This is a genomic window from Streptomyces sp. NPDC002092, assembly GCF_053593775.1.
On sequence record NZ_JBSFDG010000013.1, the window covers coordinates 64849 to 83459 of the forward strand.

At 67.9% G+C, this 18611-nt stretch carries 16 protein-coding genes; 5 read left to right on the forward strand and 11 right to left on the reverse strand.

Annotated elements, in window-relative coordinates; translation table 11 throughout:
* Nucleotides 1–18 precede the first annotated feature (18 nt).
* From ACWCRD_RS28490 to ACWCRD_RS28500, 3 genes are all read left to right on the forward strand, one after another.
* On the forward strand, nucleotides 19–1098 hold the full coding sequence (locus ACWCRD_RS28490) for a phosphotransferase (RefSeq protein ID WP_450968622.1): 1080 nt from the start codon (nucleotides 19–21) through the stop codon (nucleotides 1096–1098).
* Nucleotides 1085–1225 (forward strand): hypothetical protein, encoded by a 141-nt coding sequence (locus ACWCRD_RS28495; protein WP_450968623.1) that lies wholly within the window; start codon nucleotides 1085–1087, stop codon nucleotides 1223–1225. Before ACWCRD_RS28490 ends, ACWCRD_RS28495 begins: the two co-directional genes overlap by 14 nt.
* Nucleotides 1226–1432: 207 nt before the next feature.
* Nucleotides 1433–2605 carry an ROK family transcriptional regulator gene (locus ACWCRD_RS28500; RefSeq protein ID WP_450968624.1) on the forward strand — a complete coding sequence of 391 codons (1173 nt, stop codon included), beginning with the start codon at nucleotides 1433–1435 and terminating at the stop codon, nucleotides 2603–2605.
* A 135-nt stretch (nucleotides 2606–2740) separates the two neighbouring features.
* Here the strand turns inward: ACWCRD_RS28500 and ACWCRD_RS28505 are convergent, their stop codons facing one another.
* Nucleotides 2741–3031 (reverse strand): Mu transposase domain-containing protein, encoded by a 291-nt coding sequence (locus tag ACWCRD_RS28505; RefSeq protein ID WP_450968625.1) that lies wholly within the window; start codon nucleotides 3029–3031, stop codon nucleotides 2741–2743.
* A gap of 535 nt (nucleotides 3032–3566) precedes the next feature.
* On the opposite strand from ACWCRD_RS28505, the gene ACWCRD_RS28510 reads away from it, so the two are divergent.
* The gene (locus ACWCRD_RS28510) at nucleotides 3567–4661 is read left to right on the forward strand and encodes an ABC transporter substrate-binding protein (protein WP_450968626.1); all 1095 of its coding nucleotides are present in this window, start codon (nucleotides 3567–3569) and stop codon (nucleotides 4659–4661) included.
* Between the two features lie 257 nt (nucleotides 4662–4918).
* Complete coding sequence (locus ACWCRD_RS28515) at nucleotides 4919–7729, forward strand: SpoIIE family protein phosphatase (protein ID WP_450968627.1); 2811 nt, start codon at nucleotides 4919–4921, stop codon at nucleotides 7727–7729.
* Between the two features lie 28 nt (nucleotides 7730–7757).
* On the opposite strand, the gene aspA is transcribed toward ACWCRD_RS28515, so the two are convergent.
* The 10 genes from aspA to ACWCRD_RS28565 all read right to left on the reverse strand — a co-directional run bounded on the left by aspA (nucleotide 7758) and on the right by ACWCRD_RS28565 (nucleotide 18598).
* Nucleotides 7758–9167, reverse strand: a complete 1410-nt coding sequence (gene aspA / locus ACWCRD_RS28520) for an aspartate ammonia-lyase (protein ID WP_450968628.1) — start codon at nucleotides 9165–9167, stop codon at nucleotides 7758–7760.
* A 92-nt stretch (nucleotides 9168–9259) separates the two neighbouring features.
* Nucleotides 9260–10543, reverse strand: a complete 1284-nt coding sequence (locus tag ACWCRD_RS28525; RefSeq protein WP_450968629.1) for an NAD(P)/FAD-dependent oxidoreductase — start codon at nucleotides 10541–10543, stop codon at nucleotides 9260–9262.
* A 47-nt stretch (nucleotides 10544–10590) separates the two neighbouring features.
* A complete protein-coding gene (locus tag ACWCRD_RS28530) occupies nucleotides 10591–11256 on the reverse strand; it encodes a haloacid dehalogenase type II (protein WP_450968630.1) in 666 nt (221 codons plus the stop codon).
* Between the two features lie 46 nt (nucleotides 11257–11302).
* Entirely contained in the window at nucleotides 11303–12241 is a 939-nt protein-coding gene (locus ACWCRD_RS28535) for an aldo/keto reductase (protein ID WP_450968631.1), read from the reverse strand.
* Entirely contained in the window at nucleotides 12238–13698 is a 1461-nt protein-coding gene (locus tag ACWCRD_RS28540) for an aldehyde dehydrogenase family protein (protein ID WP_450968632.1), read from the reverse strand. The genes ACWCRD_RS28535 and ACWCRD_RS28540 overlap by 4 nt, the downstream gene beginning before the upstream one ends.
* Complete coding sequence (locus ACWCRD_RS28545) at nucleotides 13695–14648, reverse strand: succinylglutamate desuccinylase/aspartoacylase family protein (RefSeq protein WP_450968633.1); 954 nt, start codon at nucleotides 14646–14648, stop codon at nucleotides 13695–13697. Before ACWCRD_RS28545 ends, ACWCRD_RS28540 begins: the two co-directional genes overlap by 4 nt.
* Nucleotides 14649–14829: 181 nt before the next feature.
* On the reverse strand, nucleotides 14830–15597 hold the full coding sequence (locus ACWCRD_RS28550) for an amino acid ABC transporter ATP-binding protein (protein ID WP_450968634.1): 768 nt from the start codon (nucleotides 15595–15597) through the stop codon (nucleotides 14830–14832).
* Nucleotides 15594–16523: an amino acid ABC transporter permease gene (locus tag ACWCRD_RS28555; RefSeq protein ID WP_450968635.1), complete on the reverse strand. Its 930-nt coding sequence runs from the start codon at nucleotides 16521–16523 to the stop codon at nucleotides 15594–15596. Before ACWCRD_RS28555 ends, ACWCRD_RS28550 begins: the two co-directional genes overlap by 4 nt.
* Before the next feature lie 43 nt (nucleotides 16524–16566).
* Nucleotides 16567–17523, reverse strand: a complete 957-nt coding sequence (locus ACWCRD_RS28560; protein ID WP_450968636.1) for an ABC transporter substrate-binding protein — start codon at nucleotides 17521–17523, stop codon at nucleotides 16567–16569.
* A 103-nt stretch (nucleotides 17524–17626) separates the two neighbouring features.
* Nucleotides 17627–18598: a succinylglutamate desuccinylase/aspartoacylase family protein gene (locus ACWCRD_RS28565; protein WP_450968637.1), complete on the reverse strand. Its 972-nt coding sequence runs from the start codon at nucleotides 18596–18598 to the stop codon at nucleotides 17627–17629.
* Nucleotides 18599–18611: the final 13 nt, after the last annotated feature.

Below are 18611 nucleotides of genomic sequence, written 5' to 3' on the forward strand. Positions count from 1 at the left end.
GCCCGAAGGGACCGAACGGTGAACACCTCACCCCCCGCACGTATCGCCCAGCAGTTGTTCAAGGAGAGCGGCCTGGCATCGTCCCACCAGCCCATCGAGACGAAAGTGGTGGACACCCTCCTCGCCCGGCACTACCAGCTCAGCGGACATCTCGAGCGGCTGGCAACCGAGAAGGACGACACGTTCCGGCTGCGGACCGGCTTGGCCGACCATCTCGTCAAGGTTTCCCCGCCCGACGAGGAGGTAAGTGTCGTAGCTCTGCAGACGGCTGCGATGCGCCACCTCGAAAGCGAAGCTCCCCATCTCCCCGTCCAGCGGGTCACGCAGACCACCGAAGGCAACGACAACGTACCGATCGAGACGAAGGACGGCGGGGTTCGAGTCCTGCGCGTCTTCGACTTCGTCGAAGGTGCCGTCCTGGCGCGGACGAACCCCGATCCCCACCAGCTTGCCCAGGTCGGGCAGATGCTCGGGCGAGTGGATCTGGCTCTGCGGTCATTCGGCCATCCCGCGGACGAGCGGCGCCTTGTGTGGGACCTTCGACACTTCGACCAGCTCCGGGAACTCATCGAGTACACGCCCAGTGCCGCGCACCGTCGGCTGGCACAAGAAGTGTTCCGCCTTTTCCACGAGGCCGTTGTTCCGAGGCTGGGTGATCTCGAGACGCAAGTGATCCATGGTGACTACAGCCCCTACAACGTCCTGGTGGATCCGCAGACGGACAGCTTCGTCACAGGAGTAATCGACTTCGGTGACAGCATGCGTAGTGCTTTGATCTTCGATCCTGCAGTGTCTCTCGCGAACCTTCTCGGCCGGACACCGTTGGATCCCTGGCGTGAGGCATGCAGCTTCGTCGCGGGATACGAGCGGGCCCGGCCGATCAAGGACACCGAACTCCCGCTCCTGCCCGTTGCCGCGCTGGCACGTCTGACACTTCGCGCGCTGGTCACCCATTGGCGCGCGGAACGAGTGCCGGAGCGTCGCGACTACCTGCTCGAACACGCCAGAGACGACTGGGTCAACGTGGAGCGGGCCATGGCCGTCGATCTGGAGGAGGTCGTGGCCCGCTTGCTGAGCACCCGCCATGGCATGCCTTGAGCTGAAGCACCGCGTGTGGATCAACTGCTACGGCCGCCTGGGCAGCACCGACTACCAGCCCTACGACTACCGGCCCCACGACGAACTGCCCGACCTGTCGGGCCTGCCCAAGGTCCTCGGCTGCTGACCCAGGCCCATGCAGGACGGGGAACACAGAGCCGAGCGCTGCGAATACGCCTCCAGCACGAGATGGCCACGAGGTTCTCCGCTGAGAGGAGCAGGCGGATTTCAACACAAGCGCGGGCGAGTGAAGGATCAGCGTCTTCGCCGACGCACCGCAAGTCCAGTAGAGACCGCAGGGTCGAGCTGCGTATGGTCTCGCTAGGGTCATGAGGTGAGCAGCATCAACCCCACACCGCGCGACTACAACAAGGCAAGTGTCCTTGACGTGGTTCTCTCCCATGCGCCATTGACCCGGAACAAGCTCATCGAGCTCACAGGGTTGAGCAAGGCGACGGTGTCGCGGGCCGTCGAGGAACTGCGCGTTGACGGGTTCCTCGTGGACCGGGGAGTCGACGCCGTCGCCGGGCGTGGCCGTCCGTCGACGTACCTCGATGTGCCCGAGACGGCCGGACACGTCGTGGGCGTCGGCTTCGGCGCCGTGACCACCGGCGTGCTGGTCACCGATCTACGCGGCCGTGAGATCGGACACGTGATCGTTCCGACGGTCGAGCACCACGACGTTCCCGCCGCCGGCCGGTGGCTGGTCGATCTGATCGCGCAGACCAGCGCATCCGCGCGAGGGCCACTGCGCCAGGTCGTCGTGGCACTGCCCGCCCATGTCCGTGACGGTGTTGAGGTCTTCCGGCCTGCCGATCCGATGAAGATCTTCTCCGGCAGGGACCTCCAGCGAACCGTCGAAAAGCTCGTCGACGCTCCAGTGACCTTGGAAAGTGACGCGAACGCGTCCTTGCTCCAGGTACTCACGGACGACGCGAGCATCCGTAACGCTGCCCTGTTCAGCGTCAGCAGCACCCTGAGTTTCGCCGCCTGCAGGGACCAGGAACTGGCTCGGGGACGTACTCCTGCCTTCGGCGACATCGGTTCCCTGTCCTCGGGCATCGACGACCGCACCCTCAACGGGCTGCTGAGCACCACAGGGCTTGTGAATCTCGCTCGAGAACACGGACTGGACATCGAACGCGTCGAGGACCTGTGGCTGACGTCCCAGGACCATCGAGGCCGCGCGGAGATACTCAAGACGTTCACGACAGCGGTCACAACCGCCGTGAGCATCGTCGCCGTGACACTCGATCCCGAGTCCGTCTACTTCGTCGGCCGGTTGCGTCCGTTGGTGGACGAGGTGCTCCCCGAAGTACGCAAGCGACTCACACAGAACTTGCCGGCCGTCCCCCGGATCACGACCGTCTCTCAGGTTCTGGGACTCTCGGTAGCACGCGGCGCGGTGCACGCCTGCCTGGCCATGGCCCACAACCGCCTACGGCACGCGCTGCTCAAGGCACGCAGTCAGGGAGCGCGGCAGGAGCAGGTTGCGCCGGCATTCTGATCCGGACCAAGAGCATGAGGAACGAGAACGCGGTCGCAAAAAGTGGAAAAGGTTGCCTCATCACCTACTACGGAACCCAAGCCCAACCAGCGCACTTCCCGACGCATCGCCTGGCCGACTTCGGCGTGGTCGGGATCAAGTCAGGGTCTGGTGGCGAGCCCAGCATCGGGCGTGCCGGTCGACGATCTCGCCGCCTGAGGTGAGCACGACGACCTGCTCGTCGTCGGTCAGCGCGGTGACCTCGTGGCCGATCGCGGCGGGATCGACGGAGTAGTCGCAAGTGTCGACGCGGACATGGTGGTCCCGGCCCAGCCGGGTCGAAAACCGCCACCAGGTCGCCGGGTCGACCGCGGGCCGGATGAGCATCTGGGCCCGGTCCGGCTTCCCACCGGTCGGCCGGACGGGCCCCGAGAGTGCGGTGGACACGCCGGTTGGCGACCTTCAGCCTTGCCTGCTGCCGGGTGTTGAAGTCGTCCGGTCGACAACTGCCGTCCGGGCAGGAACGACGCTCCACGTAGCCGTTCGCCAGACAGGGAACTGTATGCCACACCCGGACGATCTGCAGCAGCGGGTACGGAAGGCGGGCGGCAGCAGACGGGCACGGCAAAGCTCCCCGGAATAACGACACTTCTTCCATACGGAAGCTATAATGCGATGTTATTTCCTGGTAGACATGTATAAGGGCGCAAAGGAAAGATCCCCCACGGTGGTGCCGCACCGCGAATGTGACCAGAGTGAAACATGGAAGCACTTTCCGTAACCGATCATCGCGTCCGCAATGTCGAGGTTTCGGCACCACAGATCAGACTCGAACAGGTTGACCGCCATATCGTCACCCGGCCTCAGCAGGCCGAAAGCGCAGGGGACACCGACCTGGTCAAGCGATGACGGAGGCATTCGTCGCATTCATGCGAACGAGCACCACGCCACCCCCCGCACGCAGCCGCACAGGAGGCAGACGGTGACCGACGTCCGAGTCGACCGCAGAGCGTTCCTGCGTGGAGTGGGCGGGATTGCGGCAGGCGTCGCCGCGACCTCGCTCACCGCATGCGAGACCCGCGCCGGCCGAAATGCCTCCAGGACCAAGAACCCAAGGCTGCTCGTCGTCCGCGACAGCGGCGGCTCTTACGGCGAGGCGAACCGGAAGGCCATCTACGACCCGTTCACAAAAGAAACCGGCATCCAGATCAATGTGGTCAACATCCTGCACGCGCAGATGCTCACCCAGATGAAGGCGGGCCGCCCGCTGTTCGACGCCATGGACATCGACATGGTTCTCTTGAGGTCATTCCAACAGGAGGGCGCTTCCGAGGAGCTGGACTACGACCGGCTGCAGAACGCCAGGAATGTGGGAATCGCCAAGCTCTTGCTCGCCTCGCACGGCGTCGGCAAGAACTACTGGGCCAGCGTCTTGGCGTACCGCACTGATGCCTTCGACGGGAAGAGGCCCGAAACCTGGGCGGACTTCTGGGACACCAGGGCATTCCCGGGCAGCCGCGCGCTGCAGAGTTCGATGGATTATCCGGAACTGGAGTTCGCTCTCATCGCCGACGGCGTACCGCTCGACAAGCTGTATCCCCTCGACGTGGACCGTGCCTTCAGAGCCCTCAACGAGATCAAGGGCTCTGTGCGAACGTTCTGGGACAGCGGCGCCGTACCGGGCGAACTGCTGGAACGCAAGGAGGTCGTTGCCTCCAGCGTCTGGAACGGCCGCCTCGGCGATCCGATCGAGCGCGGCGTCCCACTCGCGTACGCGTGGAACGGCGCCCGCAGGCAGGCCAACGGCTACGGAATTCCGAAAAGTGCCGCCAATCCCGACGCGGCCTACCGGCTCATCGATTTCGCCCTGCGGCCCGAGGTGCAGGCCGGCTTCGCCCGGATCTACCCCTCGGGCCCTGTTGTGCCGGCCGCCTACGGACATCTCTCCGAGGCCACGGCCAAGAACCTGCCGAGCACTCCCGGGCACCTGCTGTCCGGCTTCGACCTGGACATCGAGTGGTGGATCAAGAACCGGGACTCCGTGGCGGAGCGCTGGCAGGAGTGGGTGCGCACCTGAACTCGACGCGCGTTCGCGACTCTGAGCCATGAGGCCTGGCGGTTGTTTTCGCCGGGCACGGGAAGTGGCTGATGTTGCCGGGTCAGCGGGCCCAGGAGCAGCACACGACGCCACTCCCGGGCCGCTTGGACTCACACGGCTGCCGCGCGCGGCGCCCCGAGCGGCCATGCGACCTCATGACAGGAGGCGGGAGTCAAGATCGACCGCTGCTATTCCCCAATCCTATGCCCGGATGTGGCTGTGTGAGATAAAGAGATATGACCAGGTATTTTGGTCGCTCCCCGGTTTCCCGACGCCGTACACGCAGCGGCTTGCGTCGCCGTTCAGCCGATGCCGCTCCTCGGCACGAGGGGTCCAGAGGCCGACGTTCAGGGCCGCGCCTGAGCTCCCTCAAGGTACGTAGCGTCGCGGCCCAGGTGTTCCTGCTACAGCTGGTGATCATGGTGCTCTTCGCCGCAGCCGCGAGCGTGGCACTCGTGGTGCAGGCCCGGAACTCGACCATGCAGGAGGCCCGGCATCTGACGTTCGGAGTCGCCGAGGGCTTTGCCCACGCTCCGGGAACGCTGGACGCCATGAAATCCAAGAACCCCAGCGCCCTGCTGCAGCCGCGGGCGGAGGAAGCCCGGAAAAGGACCGGGGTCGACTACGTCGTCGCGTTCGATCCCCAGGGCTTCCGCTGGACCCATCCCGACCCGAAGCTGATCGGGAAGCAGATCTTCGCCCTCCGCGAGGGCCAAACCGTCGACAGACCCTTCACCCAGACCTTCGAGGGCAGTCTCGGCCTCTCCGTGGACTCGACGATCCCCGTCTACGACACCGGCGGCAAGACCATCGTGGGGTTCGTGGCCGTCGGGATCACCGTGCACACTCTGAACGACGTGGTGCGGGAGCAGCTTCCCAAGCTGCTCGGGCTCGCCGGCGGAGCTCTGGCGGTCGCCGCGGGTGGGACGGCATTGGTCACCTGGCGGTTGCGGCGGCAGACCCGCGGCCTGGATCCGTCCGAGATGACCCGTATGTACGAGCACCATGACGCGGTGCTGCACGCGGTGCGGGAAGGGGTCCTGATCATCGGAGGTGATGGGCGGCTGCTGCTGGCCAACGACGAGGCGCGGCGACTGTTGGATCTTCCCGCGGATGCCGAGCAGCGCCGCGTCACCGATCTGGGTCTGGAGGACGGCTCCGCCGAACTGCTGCTCTCGGGCCGGCCGGTGACCGACGAGGTCCACCTGGCCGGCGACCATCTGCTGTCGGTCAACATACGGCCGGTCGACCACCACGGCGGCAGGCAAGGCAGTGTCGCCACGCTGCGCGACACCACGGAGCTGCGGGCATTGGCGGGCCGGGCAGAGGTGGCCAGGGAGCGGCTGCGCCTGTTGTACGAGGCAGGGGTGCGGATCGGCACTACGCTGGATGTGGCCCGCACCGCCCAAGAACTGGCCGAGGTGGCGGTCCCCCGATTCGCCGACGTCGCCACCGTCGACCTGCAGAATCCGGTCCTGGAGGGTGATGAGCCAACCAGCCCGAACCTCGAGATGCGCCGCACGGCGGTTCACGGCATCAAGGGGGCCTGGCCCCTGTTCCCGGTGGGCGAGCTGATCCACTTCATGCCGAGCAACCCCGTGGCCTTGAGCGTCCAGCGCGGCAGCACCGTCCTCGATGCCGACCTGAGAGCCTCCCACGGCTGGCGAGCCCAGGACCTCGAACGCGCTCGGCGCATCCTGGATTCCGGCCTCCACTCCTTGATCACAGTGCCGCTCCAGGCCCGCGGTGTGGTGCTGGGCATGGTCAACTTCTGGCGCGCGGAACAGAACGCCTTCGAGGAAGAAGACCGGGCCTTCGCCGAGGAACTCGCCGCCCGGGCCGCGGTGGCCATCGACAACGCCCGCCGCTACACCCGCGAGCACGCCCTCGCCGTAACCCTGCAGCGCAGCCTGCTGCCTCGCTCCGTGCCCGACCAGTCCGCCGTCGAGGTCGCCCACCGCTATCTGCCCGCCCGGGCGGGCGTGGGCGGTGACTGGTTCGACGTCATCCCGCTGCCCGGGGCCCGGGTCGCGCTGGTGGTCGGCGACGTGGTCGGCCACGGCCTGCACGCCGCGGCCACCATGGGCCGACTCCGTACAGCGGTGCGCACCTTCTCTTCTCTCGATCTGTCTCCGGACGAGCTGATCAGGCACCTGGACGAGTTGGTCGCCCGGGTCGACAGCGAGGGGAACGACAGCGAAGGAATCACGGGAGCGACCTGCCTGTACGCCGTCTACGACCCGGTGGCCGGGCTGTGCTCGCTGGCCAGGTCAGGGCACCCGGGACCGGCCCTGGTACACCCGGACGGCACGGTTGACCAGTTGCAGGTGCCGGTCTCCCCGCCGCTGGGGCTGGGCGGCGGCCTGCCCTTCGAGAGCGCCGAGTTCACGCTGGCCGAGGGCTCTCAGCTGGTCCTTTACACCGACGGTCTCATCGAGGACCGGAACCGGGACATCGACACCGGCCTCGACATGCTGCGCGACGCCCTGCAGAGCCCCGGTCGGACCCCGGAGGAGACATGTCAGGCCGTCCTCGACGCCCTGCTGCCTGCCCGCCCGAGCGACGACATCGCCCTGCTCGTCGCCCGGTCCCGCCTGCTGGATCCATCCCAGGTCGCCGACTGGGACGTCCCCGGAGATCCCGCCGCCGTCGCCGGAATCCGAGCCCAGGTCGCCCACCGATTGGAAGAGTGGGGACTGGAGGAGCTCGCTTTCTCCACCGAACTCGTGATCAGCGAGCTGGTGACCAATGCCATCCGCTACGGTACCGAGCCGAGGCGGCTGCGGATTCTGCGGGACGGCCCCAGCCTGATCTGTGAGGTCGCCGACGGAAGCAGCACCTCACCGCACCTGCGCCGGGCGGCCGACACCGACGAGGGCGGGCGGGGTTTGTTCCTCGTGGCCCAGTTCACGCAGCGATGGGGCACCCGTTACGTGCCTCGCGGCAAAGTGATCTGGACCGAGCAGTCACTCAACAGTTCGGTGACCGAGCCTGCCGCGGACATGGCCGACGCTCTGCTGGACCAATGGAACGACGCGGACTGGTGACGGCTGTGGCCATCGGACGGTGCGCACCTCAGGCCAAGGCCTGGCCGCTGCCGGCGACGGCCTCCGGACGGAGCAGGTCGGCGAGGGTCTCGGCGGGCAACAGGCCCTTGTCCAGAACGAGTTCGGCGACACCGCGGCCGGTGGCGAGGGCCTCCTTGGCGATGTCGGTGGCGGCCGTGTAGCCGATGTGCGGGTTGAGGGCGGTGACCAGGCCGATGGAGTTCTCGACGGTCCGGCGCAGCACCTCGGTGTTGGCGGTGATGCCTTCCACGCAGCGCTCGGCGAGCGTGAGGCAGGCGCTCTGCAGGTGGGTGATGGACTCCGACAGGGAGTGCAGGATGATCGGCTCGAAGGCGTTGAGCTGGAGCTGTCCGGCCTCGGCGGCCATGGTGATGGTGACGTCGTTGCCGATGACCTCGAAGGCGACCTGGTTGACGACCTCGGGGATCACCGGGTTGACCTTGCCGGGCATGATGGACGAACCGGCCTGCACCGGCGGCAGGTTGATCTCACCGAGGCCCGCGCGCGGCCCCGAGGACAGCAGCCGCAGGTCGTTGCAGCTCTTGGAGAGCTTGACGGCGATCCGCTTGAGCACGCCGGACATCTGCACGAACGCGCCGCAGTCCTGCGTGGCCTCCACCAGGTTGGCCGCGGTGACCAGGGGCAGTCCGGTGATGTCGGCGAGATGGCGGCGGGCCGACTCGGCGTACCCGGCGGGGGCATTGAGTCCGGTGCCGATGGCCGTGGCACCCAGGTTGATCTCATGGATCAACTGGACTGCCTCGTCAAGACGGTTGCGGTCCTCGTCAATCATGACGGCATACGCGGAGAACTCTTGACCGAGCGTCATCGGCACCGCGTCCTGCAACTGTGTACGGCCCATCTTGAGCACCTTGCGGAACTCGACGGCCTTGCGGGCGAAAGCATCCTGCAGTACGGACATCGCCTTGAGCAGTCCACGCACCGCGAAGACCGTCGCTATCTTGACGGCGGTCGGGTAGACGTCGTTCGTCGACTGGCCGAGGTTGACGTCCTCATTGGGGTGCAGGTGCTGGTACTGGCCCTTCTCGAAGCCCAGCAGCTCCAGCGCCCGGTTGGCGACGACCTCGTTGGCGTTCATGTTGGTCGAGGTGCCCGCGCCGCCCTGGATGACGTCGACGACGAACTGGTCGTGCAGCTTGCCTTCGCGGATCTCGCGGCAGGCCTCGACGATGGCGGCGGCCTTCTTCGGCTCCAGCAGGCCGAGTTCCTCGTTGGCGAGGGCAGCGGCCTCCTTGACGGCGGCCAGAGCGTCCATCAGGTGCGGGTACGTAGAGATCGGCGTCCCGGTGATCGGGAAGTTCTCCGTGGCACGCAGGGTGTGGATACCCCAGTACGCATCGGCGGGGACGTCCCGATCGCCCAGAAGATCATGCTCAATGCGGGTGACGGCGGTCATGAAGCTGGGGCCCTCTCTCGGGAAGCATGGTGGAGGGCCTTCCGCGCCGCTGCGCGGAAGACCCCCTCTGTGTCACCGGTGTCGGTACCTGCTCAGAGCAGGCGGTCCTTCGCCTTGTAGTAGGCGCCGCCGAACGGCAGGAACCAGGGGGTGCCGTTGTAGAAGGGAACGGGCACCTTCGGGAAGCCGAAGCCGCGCATCGGGTTCGCCTCGGGCTTGCCGTCCATCATCTCGGCGACCGCGCGGCCCATGTACGTGGCCATCTGGACGCCGTGGCCGCAGTAACCCATGGAGTAGTACAGGCCGTTGACCTCGCCCGCGTGCGGGATGCGGTCCCAGGAGAAGCCGACCATGCCGCCCCACACATAGTCGATCTTCACCCCTGACAGCTGCGGGAAGATCTCGGTCATCTCCCGCTTGAGGATGTCACCGCTCTTGACGTCGGAGGCCGGGTTGGAGGGGGCGAAGCGGGCCCGGCCGCCGAAGGCGAGGCGGTTGTCCGGCGTGAGACGGATGTAGTTGCCGACGTTCTTGTGGGCGACCAGCAGGCGGCCGTTGGGGATGAGCTCCTTGGCGCGCGCCTCCCCCAGCGGCTCGGTGACGATGATGAAGCTGCCGACGTTGATCAGCCGCTTGCGGAACCACGGCATCGACTGGTCGGTGTAGGCATCCGTCGCCGCCATGACCTGCTTGGCACGGATGGTGCCGTGCATGGTCTCCACCACGAAGCCACCGCCGGGGAGGCGGGTGAGGCCGGTGGCGGCGTTGCGCTCGTGGATCTCGGCGCCGGCACGCTCGGCGGCGTCTGCCAGGCCGACGACGAACTTGCCCACGTGCAGGGCCGCGCCGAGCGGGTCGAGCAGGGCGCCGTGGTAATAGTCCGAGCCCAGCTCGGCGCGCAGCTCGCTCCTGCTCAGGACGACAGTCTCGTGGCCGAAGTTCTCGGCCAGGTCGCGTTGCTTGGCGTGCATGCCCTCGAGGTGCTTGGGCTTGCAGACCAGGCCGAGGCGCCCGGCACGGTGGAAGTCGCAGTCGATCTTCTCCTTGACCGCGATCTCCTCGACGAGGTCCACGGCGACGCGGAACGCGTCGTAGAGCTCGCGCGCACGTTCCTGCCCGTAGCGCTGGCGGGCCTGGGCCGGGCTGATGGTGATGCCGGGGTTGCAGTGGCTGCCGTTGCGCCCGGAGGCTCCCGAACCGACCTGGTCCTTCTCGACCAGGACGACCCGGGCACCCTTGCGGGCGGCGTGGTAAGCGGTGGACAGGCCGGTGAGGCCGCCGCCGATCACCACCACATCCGCCTCGTCGGGCAGGTCCTTCCCGGAACGGTCGGGCAGGGCGGGGGCTGTGTCCATCCAGTAGGGGATCTGCTTCATGGCGTGCGTCCTCTGTGTTCTCGGTCTGTTTCGCCGGTGTGCCGTGGTCAGCAGCCGAGGAGCTTCGGCAGGCCCGACAGGTCGGGCAGCTCGTCGTAGGGCTGGTAGTCGGCGCTGCCCTTGCGGCCGTAGCGGTTGATCCACACCCGGCGCTTCAGGCCGAGGTCGCGGGTCGGGATGTGGTCGTACTCCCAGCCCTGGGCGACGTGGATGACCTGCGACGACTCGACGCCCATGGTCCGGAAGGCGTGCTTGAAGGTCTGGCGGTCCGGCTTGTAGGCGCCGGCCTGCTGGGCGGTGATGACGTAGTCGAACTCGACGCCGATGTTCTCGACGTTCCGCGCGATCAGGTTGTCGTCGGAGTTGGAGATGATGGCGATCTCGTACTTGGTCTTCAGCTTCCGCAGGGCCTCCGGGACTTCCGGCCAGGGACCGAAGGTGGGGACGGCGTCCACGAGGGCCTCGCCGTCGGTCTCGCGGTACTCCAGTCCGTGCAGGCGCATGGCGTTGCGCAGGCTGGAGCGCAGGACCTCGTGGTAGGGGCGGTAGGCCTCCAGGACGGCCTGGAAACGCATGACGCGGAAGTCGTCGAGGAACTCGTCGACATCCAGGTTGTCCAGATCGAGCCGGTCCTCCAGGACCTTCAGGGTCGTGGGACCGAGCTCGAAGTTGATCAGGGTCGCATAAGCGTCGAAGGTGACGATCTCTCGCATGGTGTCCAGCCTTGCTCTCGAGGTTCTCTCAACAGGGATGGGGGCTTCAGACGACGCGTTCGCCGGGGGTGACGATCGCGTCGAGAACGGCCAGGTCGGCCGGGCTCGGTGTCCAGTCGGCCGCCGCCGCGTCGGCGGCGACCTGTTCGGGGGTCATGGCTCCGCAGATGACGGAGCCGACGGCAGGGAGGGCCGCCAGTGCGCCGACCGCGACCTGCAGGAGGCTCAGGCCGCGATCGGCGCCGTACTCCGTCAGTGCCTCGACCTTGTCGAGGGCCGCATCGGTGAGCCAGCCCTGCCGCCAGGACAGCCGGCTGCCGGGCGGCGGCTCCTCACCTCGCCGGTACTTGCCGCTGAGCAGGCCGTTGGCAAGTGGGTAGTACGGCAGCAGCCCTACGCCGTGGCGCAGGCAGGCCGGGATCAGGTCCTGCTCCACGCCGCGGTCGAGCAGGTGGTAGCGGTTCTGGGTGGACACGAACGCGTCCGTGAGCTGCTCGGCCGGGAGGTTGGAACAACCGATGTACCGGACCTTGCCCGCGTCGACCTGCTCCAGGAGCGCGGCGACCGTCTCCTCCAGCGGCGTGACACCGTCCGGTTCGTGGTACTGGTACAGGTCGATCCGGTCCGTGCCGAGCCGGCTCAGCGACGCCTCCACCGCGTAGCGGATGTAGGCGCGGGATCCACGCGGACCGTACAGGTCGGCGTCCCGGCTCATCTCCATGCCGAACTTGGTGGCCAGCACCACGTCGTCACGGCTGCCCTTGAGCGCGGCACCGAGAAGCCGTTCACCGTCGCCGCGGGAGCCGCCCCGTTCGCCGGCCCCGCCGTACATGTCGGCGGTGTCGAACAGGGTGACCCCCGCGTCCAGCGCGGCGTGGACGACGGCCTTCGTGCCGTCCTCGTCGAGGCGGGCGCCGAAGTTGTTGCCGCCCACGCCGACCACCGAGACGGTCGGGCCGCGCTGGCCGAGCGTCCGGTATCTCATGACCGGTTCCCGAACCCGATGCAGACGTTCTTGGTCTGCAGGTAGCTGGCCAGGCCTTCGAGACCCTTCTCCCGGCCCCAGCCGCTGTGCTTGTAGCCGCCGAAGGGCAGCTCCACGCCGGTGCCGATGCCGGTGGCGTTGACATAGACCTGGCCGGCCCGGATGCCCTCGGCCAGGCGCATCGCCCTGTCGATGTCACGGGTCCAGACGTAGGAGGCGAGGCCGTACGGGCTGTCGTTGGCGATCTCCAGGGCCTCGTCCGCGTCGTCGAACTCGATGACCGAGACAACGGGGCCGAAGATCTCCTCGCGGGCGCAACGGGCCTGGTTGTCCAGGCCGGTCAGGACGGTCGGCTCGACGAAGTAGCCGTCGGCCAGCTCGGGGTCCGCGGGGGCGCCTCCGCCGACGCGTGCCACGGCGCCCTCCTGCCGCGCCAGCTCCAGGTAGCCGAGCACCCGGTCCCGTTGCCGTGCGGCGACGAGGGGACCGACGTCCGGGTCGGTGAGCCCCGGGCCGAGGCGCAGGGACGCGACGTGCGCGACGAGCTTGTCCAGGAACTCCTCGGCGCCGCGCTGGAGCAGCAGCCTGGTGCCGGCCGAGCAGGTCTGCCCGGCGTTTCCGAACGCGGAGGCGGCTACCGCGCCGAGCGCCAGGTCGAAGTCGGCGTCGGCGAAGACGACGACCGGCGACTTGCCGCCCAGTTCGGTGACGGAGGGCACCACGTTGGCGGCGGCCGCCTGGGCGACCTTGATGCCGGTGGGCACCGACCCGGTAAAGGTGACCTGGTCGATGTCCGGGTGGCCGGCGAGGGCCGCGCCGGTCTCGCCGTCACCGGGGACGACGTTCAGAACGCCCGGTGGGAGGCCGCACTCCAGGGCGATCCTGCCGATCTCCAGCGGGGTGAGCGGTGCCTCGGGGGACGGCTTGAGGACCACCGTGCAGCCGGCGGCCAGAGCCGGGGCGGAGCCCCTCGCGGTGTTCTGGAGAGGGTAGTTGAAGGGGATGATGTGCCCGGAGACGCCGATCGGCTCGCGGACGGTGTAGTCGAGCAGGCCGGGGCCGAGGGGGATCGTCGAGCCGCCGAGCTTGTCGGCGACGCCCGCGTAGAACTCGAAGTAGCGGGCGGCCGCCTCGACATCGGCCTTCGCCTGGCGCAGCGGCTTGCCGACATCCTGGCTCTCCAGACGGGCCAGACGTTCGCCCCGGTAGCGGATGGCCTCCGCGATCCGGTACAGGATGCGCCCCCGGTCGGCGGCACGCATCCGGGCCCACTCGGGAGCGGTGAAGGCCGCGCGCGCGGCTGCCACCGCCTGGTCCACGTCCGCCTTGCCGGCCAGCGCCACCTGGGCGATGGCCGTGTCGTTCGACGGGTCGAGCACGGTGAAGGAGCGTCCGTCGGCGGCCGGGACCTGCTTGCCGTCGATCAGCAACTCGATCAGCTGCAGTTCGTCGCTCATGGCTGGATCTCCCCCAGCACCTCACCGAAGATGACGACCTCGTCGCCGGGGCGGACCGTGCGGATCCGGCGGACCCAGAGCACGATGCCGTCCTGCGGTGCAGTGACCTCTTCCAGCGTGTTGCCGTAGTGGTCGGAGATGGTGGCGATCAGATCGCCTTCCTTGCAGGTCTCCCCCGGCTCGGCGCGGGCGACGAAGAAGCCGCCGGAGGCGGAGCGGGCGAAGGTGCCGGAGACGGTCGTGTAGGTGTCCCGCAGCTCTGCCTCGCCGTCGATCATGCCGAGGCTGCGCAGGATGTTGCGGATCGAGTGCATGTGGCGCTCGACGTTGGCCTCTCGGTAGGTGGCGCCGCCGCACTCGATGGTGATGGCGGGCTTGCCGGCCTCGAGGACGGGGTGGCGGACCGTGCCGCCCCACTTGCCGCCCTTCCAGACCAGCTCGTGCCCGGCGGCGAGGGCCAGGTCCGTCGCCAGGTCCTCGTAACCACCCTGGAGGATGACGAGAGGGGCGATCTCGCCGTAGGCACCGCCGGTGTGCAGGTCGACCACGGCGTCGACGGCCGGCACGACCTGCTCGACGAAGGTGGCGGCCAGGCGCTGCGAGTACGAGCCCTCGGCATCGCCGGGGAAGATCCGGTTGAGGTTGAGGTGGTCGATGCCGCCGGCGCGGGCGGCCGCCTCGAAGGCCGGGGTGTTCAGGCAGGGGATGCCGACGATCGTGCCGCGCAGCGTGGCCGGCTCCGTCTCGGCGAGCACACGGCGGATGGCCTCCTGCCCGTCGTACTCGTCGCCGTGCACGCCCGCGTCCACGCACAGGACGGGGCCGTCCTGGGCACCGTTGACGACGATGAGCGGGATGCCGAGTTCCACGCCGTAGCTGCTGGTGCCGACGGGGATGAGGCCGTGGGCACGCTCGCCGGGGACGACGGTCAGCGGACCGATGGAATACATGGGGATCCTTTCAAACGTGGATCGAATGCGGGCCGGGACGCCCGCGACGATCGCGGCGATACGCTCGAGGACGGCGCGGTCCCTGATGGACTGCGGCGCGATCCGGGTCGGCGGGGGTTTTGGCCTGCGCGAGAGGCTGGGCCGGGCGAGTTGCCGGATCCGTTGCCGTCTGTGGGGCTGTTTAGAGGACTCTTTCGAGGAACGCCTGGGTTCGTTTTTCGCGTGGGTTGGCCAGTAGTTCGCGGGCGTCGCCGCGTTCGACGGCGATGCCGTCGTCCATGAACAGGATCTCGTCGGCGACCTCGCGGGCGAAGGCCATCTCGTGGGTGACCAGGAGCATGGTCATTCCGTTGCCGGCGAGGTCGCGCATGACGGCGAGGACTTCGCCGACGCGTTCGGGGTCCAGCGCGCTGGTGGGTTCGTCGAACAGCATGATGGTGGGTTCCATCGCGAGCGCGCGGGCGATGGCCACGCGCTGCTGCTGGCCGCCGGAGAGCTGGGCGGGGTACTTGTGCCCGCACCCCTCCAGACCGACCCTGGCCAGCAGTTCCTGTGCCTGTTCCCGGCAGGCGGCGCGGTTCTTCTTCTGCACCAGGACGGGTCCGGACATGACGTTGCTTTCGGCGGTCATGTTGGGGAAGAGGTTGAACTGCTGGAAGACCATGCCGATGCGGGCGCGCTGCTGGGCCAGCTGTTTGGGGCGGACGGCGTGGTAGGCGTCGTTTTTCTCGACGTAGCCGAAGTCCTCTCCGTTGACTTTGAGGACGCCGCGGTCGACGGTCTCCAGGCCGTTGACACAGCGCAGCAGGGTGGATTTGCCGGATCCGCTGGGTCCGATGATGCAGGAGATCTCCCCGGCCTTGACGGTCAGGTCGATGTCATGCAGGACCTGGTGACGTCCGAAGCTCTTGCACAGCTTGCGTGCGACGATCGTTCCGTCCGGGTTCACAGCAGGGACTCCCTCGTGGTGGGAACGGGCTGCCCGCCCCCGGCCCCGGGCCCGGGGCCGGCCGGGGTGGCGGCGGGGGTGAGCCGCGTGCGGGTGGAGCGGGAGAAGCGGCGCTCGATCATGGACTGCGGCACGCTCAGCACCAGCGTCATGATCAGGTACCAGCAGCTGGCCACGATCAGCAGCGGAATGGTCTGGAAGTTGCGGGCGTAGATGGCCTGGGCGCTCTGCAGCAGGTCGGCGACGCCGAGCACGCTCACCAGCGAGGTCTCCTTGAGCATGCCGATCACCTGGTTGCCGGTGGCCGGGATGATCGCCGGCATGGTCTGCGGGATGATCACATGGCGGAGCTTGGTGAGCCCCGACATGCCCAGGGACTCCGCGGCCTCGTGCTGCCCGCGGGGAACCGAGGCGAACCCGCCGCGGATGATCTCCGACATGTAGGCGGCCTGGTTCAGGGTGAGGCCCACGATGGCCGCGGTCATCGGGGTCATGATCGCGTTCACGTCCACCGGCGTGGAGATGCCGGTGAACGGGATACCGACCGACAGGTGCGGGTACAGGGCCGCGATGTTGAACCAGAAGACCAGCTGCACGAGCACCGGGGTGCCGCGGAAGAAGGTGATGTAGAGCTGGGCCAGCCCGGCGACGGGCCGCTGGGGCGACATGCGCATCACCGCCAGCACCAGCCCCAGCAGCGTGCCCAGACCCATGCTGGCCACGGTCAGAAGGAGCGTGACCAGCAGGCCGTTGAGGATGGTCTGGGTGGTGAAGTAGCTGAACACCACCGGCCAGTGGTAGTTCTCGTTGGTCACCGCGGTCCACACCAGGCCGGCGACGATCACGATCGCGACGGCCCAGGCGACGTAGTCGCGCGGACGCTTCGGCGTGATCCGCTTCTTCTCCTCGGCCAGCAGTGGTGACACCGGTCGGCTCCTGGTCGTCGTCTCGATCATTTCCGTCGACATGTCAGTCCTGCGGGACGGCCATGGCCGCGGTCTTGATCCCGAGACCCTGGAAGCCCCACCGGCCCAGCGCCTGGGCGTACTTGGGACTGTCGACGATGGACTGGATGGCGGCCTTCACCGCGGGGGTCAGCGCAGAGTCCTTCTTCAGCGCGACGGCCACGGTCTTCGTGGCCACCAGGGGGTTGAGGACCTGGAACGTCTTGGGCTGCTGCGTGGCCGCCCACTGAAGGCCGGTGAAGTCGTTCATCACCGCGTCGATCCGCTTGGAGACCAGCTGGGTCAGAGCGTCGTTCAGGCTGGGCAGGGTCACCGCCTTGATGGCGGGCTTGCCCTTGCCCGTACAGTCCTGCCTGGACAGCTGGGGCAGCCACTGCAGCTCCGCGGTACTGCCGGACTGGACACCGACGCGGTGGCCGCACAGTGTGTGGGTGCCCAGCTTCTGCGGATTGCCGTAGGGGACGGACACTCCGGTGCCGGCCTTGAAGTAGTCGACCATGTCCAGCACCTTCAGCCGCTCCGTGGTCGCACCCATGGTGGACGCGGTGAAGTCGTACCGGTCGGCCTGCAGACCCGTGATGATGGTGTCGAACTTGACGTTGTTGATCTGCAGCTTCAACCCGAGCTTGGCAGCGATCAGCCGTGCCATGTCCGGGTTGAACCCGATCGGGGTCTTGTTGTCCGACGCCATGAACGTGGTGGGCGGGCTGGTCAGGTCCATGGGCACTGAGAGCGTGCCCTTGGCCTTCACCGCCGCGGGCAGCAGCTTCACCGCCGCAGCGTCCGGCTTCACACCCACCGAGATGTCATCGGTGTGCTCCGCCGACGAACCCGAACCCCCGCCCTGCGCCGTGCTCTTCGCCCCCACACTCTGCGGGCTGCCACTGGCCCCGCACGCGGCAAGCGCCAGGGCCAAAGCCGTCGTGACCATCGGAACGCTGAAGTATCTGCTGACTCGCATGGGACTGCTCCTTACTCAAAGGGGAAAGCGTGCTGGGAGCCGCTCGGATGGGGGACCAGCTCAGTGGGATGGGGGGCGGTTCAGTGGGCGGGCACGAGGCCCGTCAGTCGTGCGGGGCGGCGATGGCGGCGAGGTGCGTGCCGGGGCGGACGGACAGCCCGTTCATGTGGTAGATGATCGTTCCGCTGGAGACGGCGGCGATCTTGTGCTCGGCTCCGTCGACCGGGTCGATGATGCGGCCGATGGTCTGTCCCTCGGTCACCTCGTCGCCGGTGACCGCGTCCGGGTACCAGAGGCCTGCGACCTCGGACTCGACCTCGCCCGTCCACATCCAGTCGCGTGGCTGCGCGGTCACCGACGCCAAGTGCTGCGGCGCCTCGAGGAGCCCGAGGTGGTGCAGGAGCCGGTACAGGGCGTCGAGAAGTCTGTGCACGGTGGCGGGGTTGCGGTCGCCGAGCTTTCCGGTCTCGACGAGGATGGCGGGGATGCCCTGCCGGTTCGCCGCGGCGTGGCTGTTGCCGCCCTCCGGGGTGGTGCCGAAGATGACCCGCTCGTATCCGACCGCGTGGGCCATCGCCTTGTTCTTGGCGGTCAGTTCGTCGTCGGACGTCAGGCGGTAGCCGACGAAGTCGAGCAGGTGCTGGTCGATGCCGCCGCTGTGCAGGTCGATGTAGGCGTCGGCGCCGTCGATCAGATGCTCGAACAGCCAGGCTGCCATCCGGTCGGTGGGACCGCCGTCCTTGTCGCCGGGAAAGACGCGGTTGATGTTCACGCCGTCCAGCGGGGAGATGTTGAGCCGGCCTCCGTAGACGGCCGGGGGGTTGGCCACGGGGCAGATCACCAGCTGGCCGGCGACCTCGTCCGGTTCCAGCAGCCCGGCCAGGCGGGTGGTGGCGTCGACGGGGATGAACTCGCCGCCGTGGACGCCACCGGTGATCACGACCCTGGGGCCGGGGCGGGCGCCGTTGACGAGGATCAGGGGAACGTCCACCGTCGTGGTGCCGAGGTCGGCGGGCAGGCTCCCGCGGGTCTTCTGGCCGGGCTCGGCGCGCAGCGGGCCGATGGTCAGGGTCATGGCTTTCCTCGTT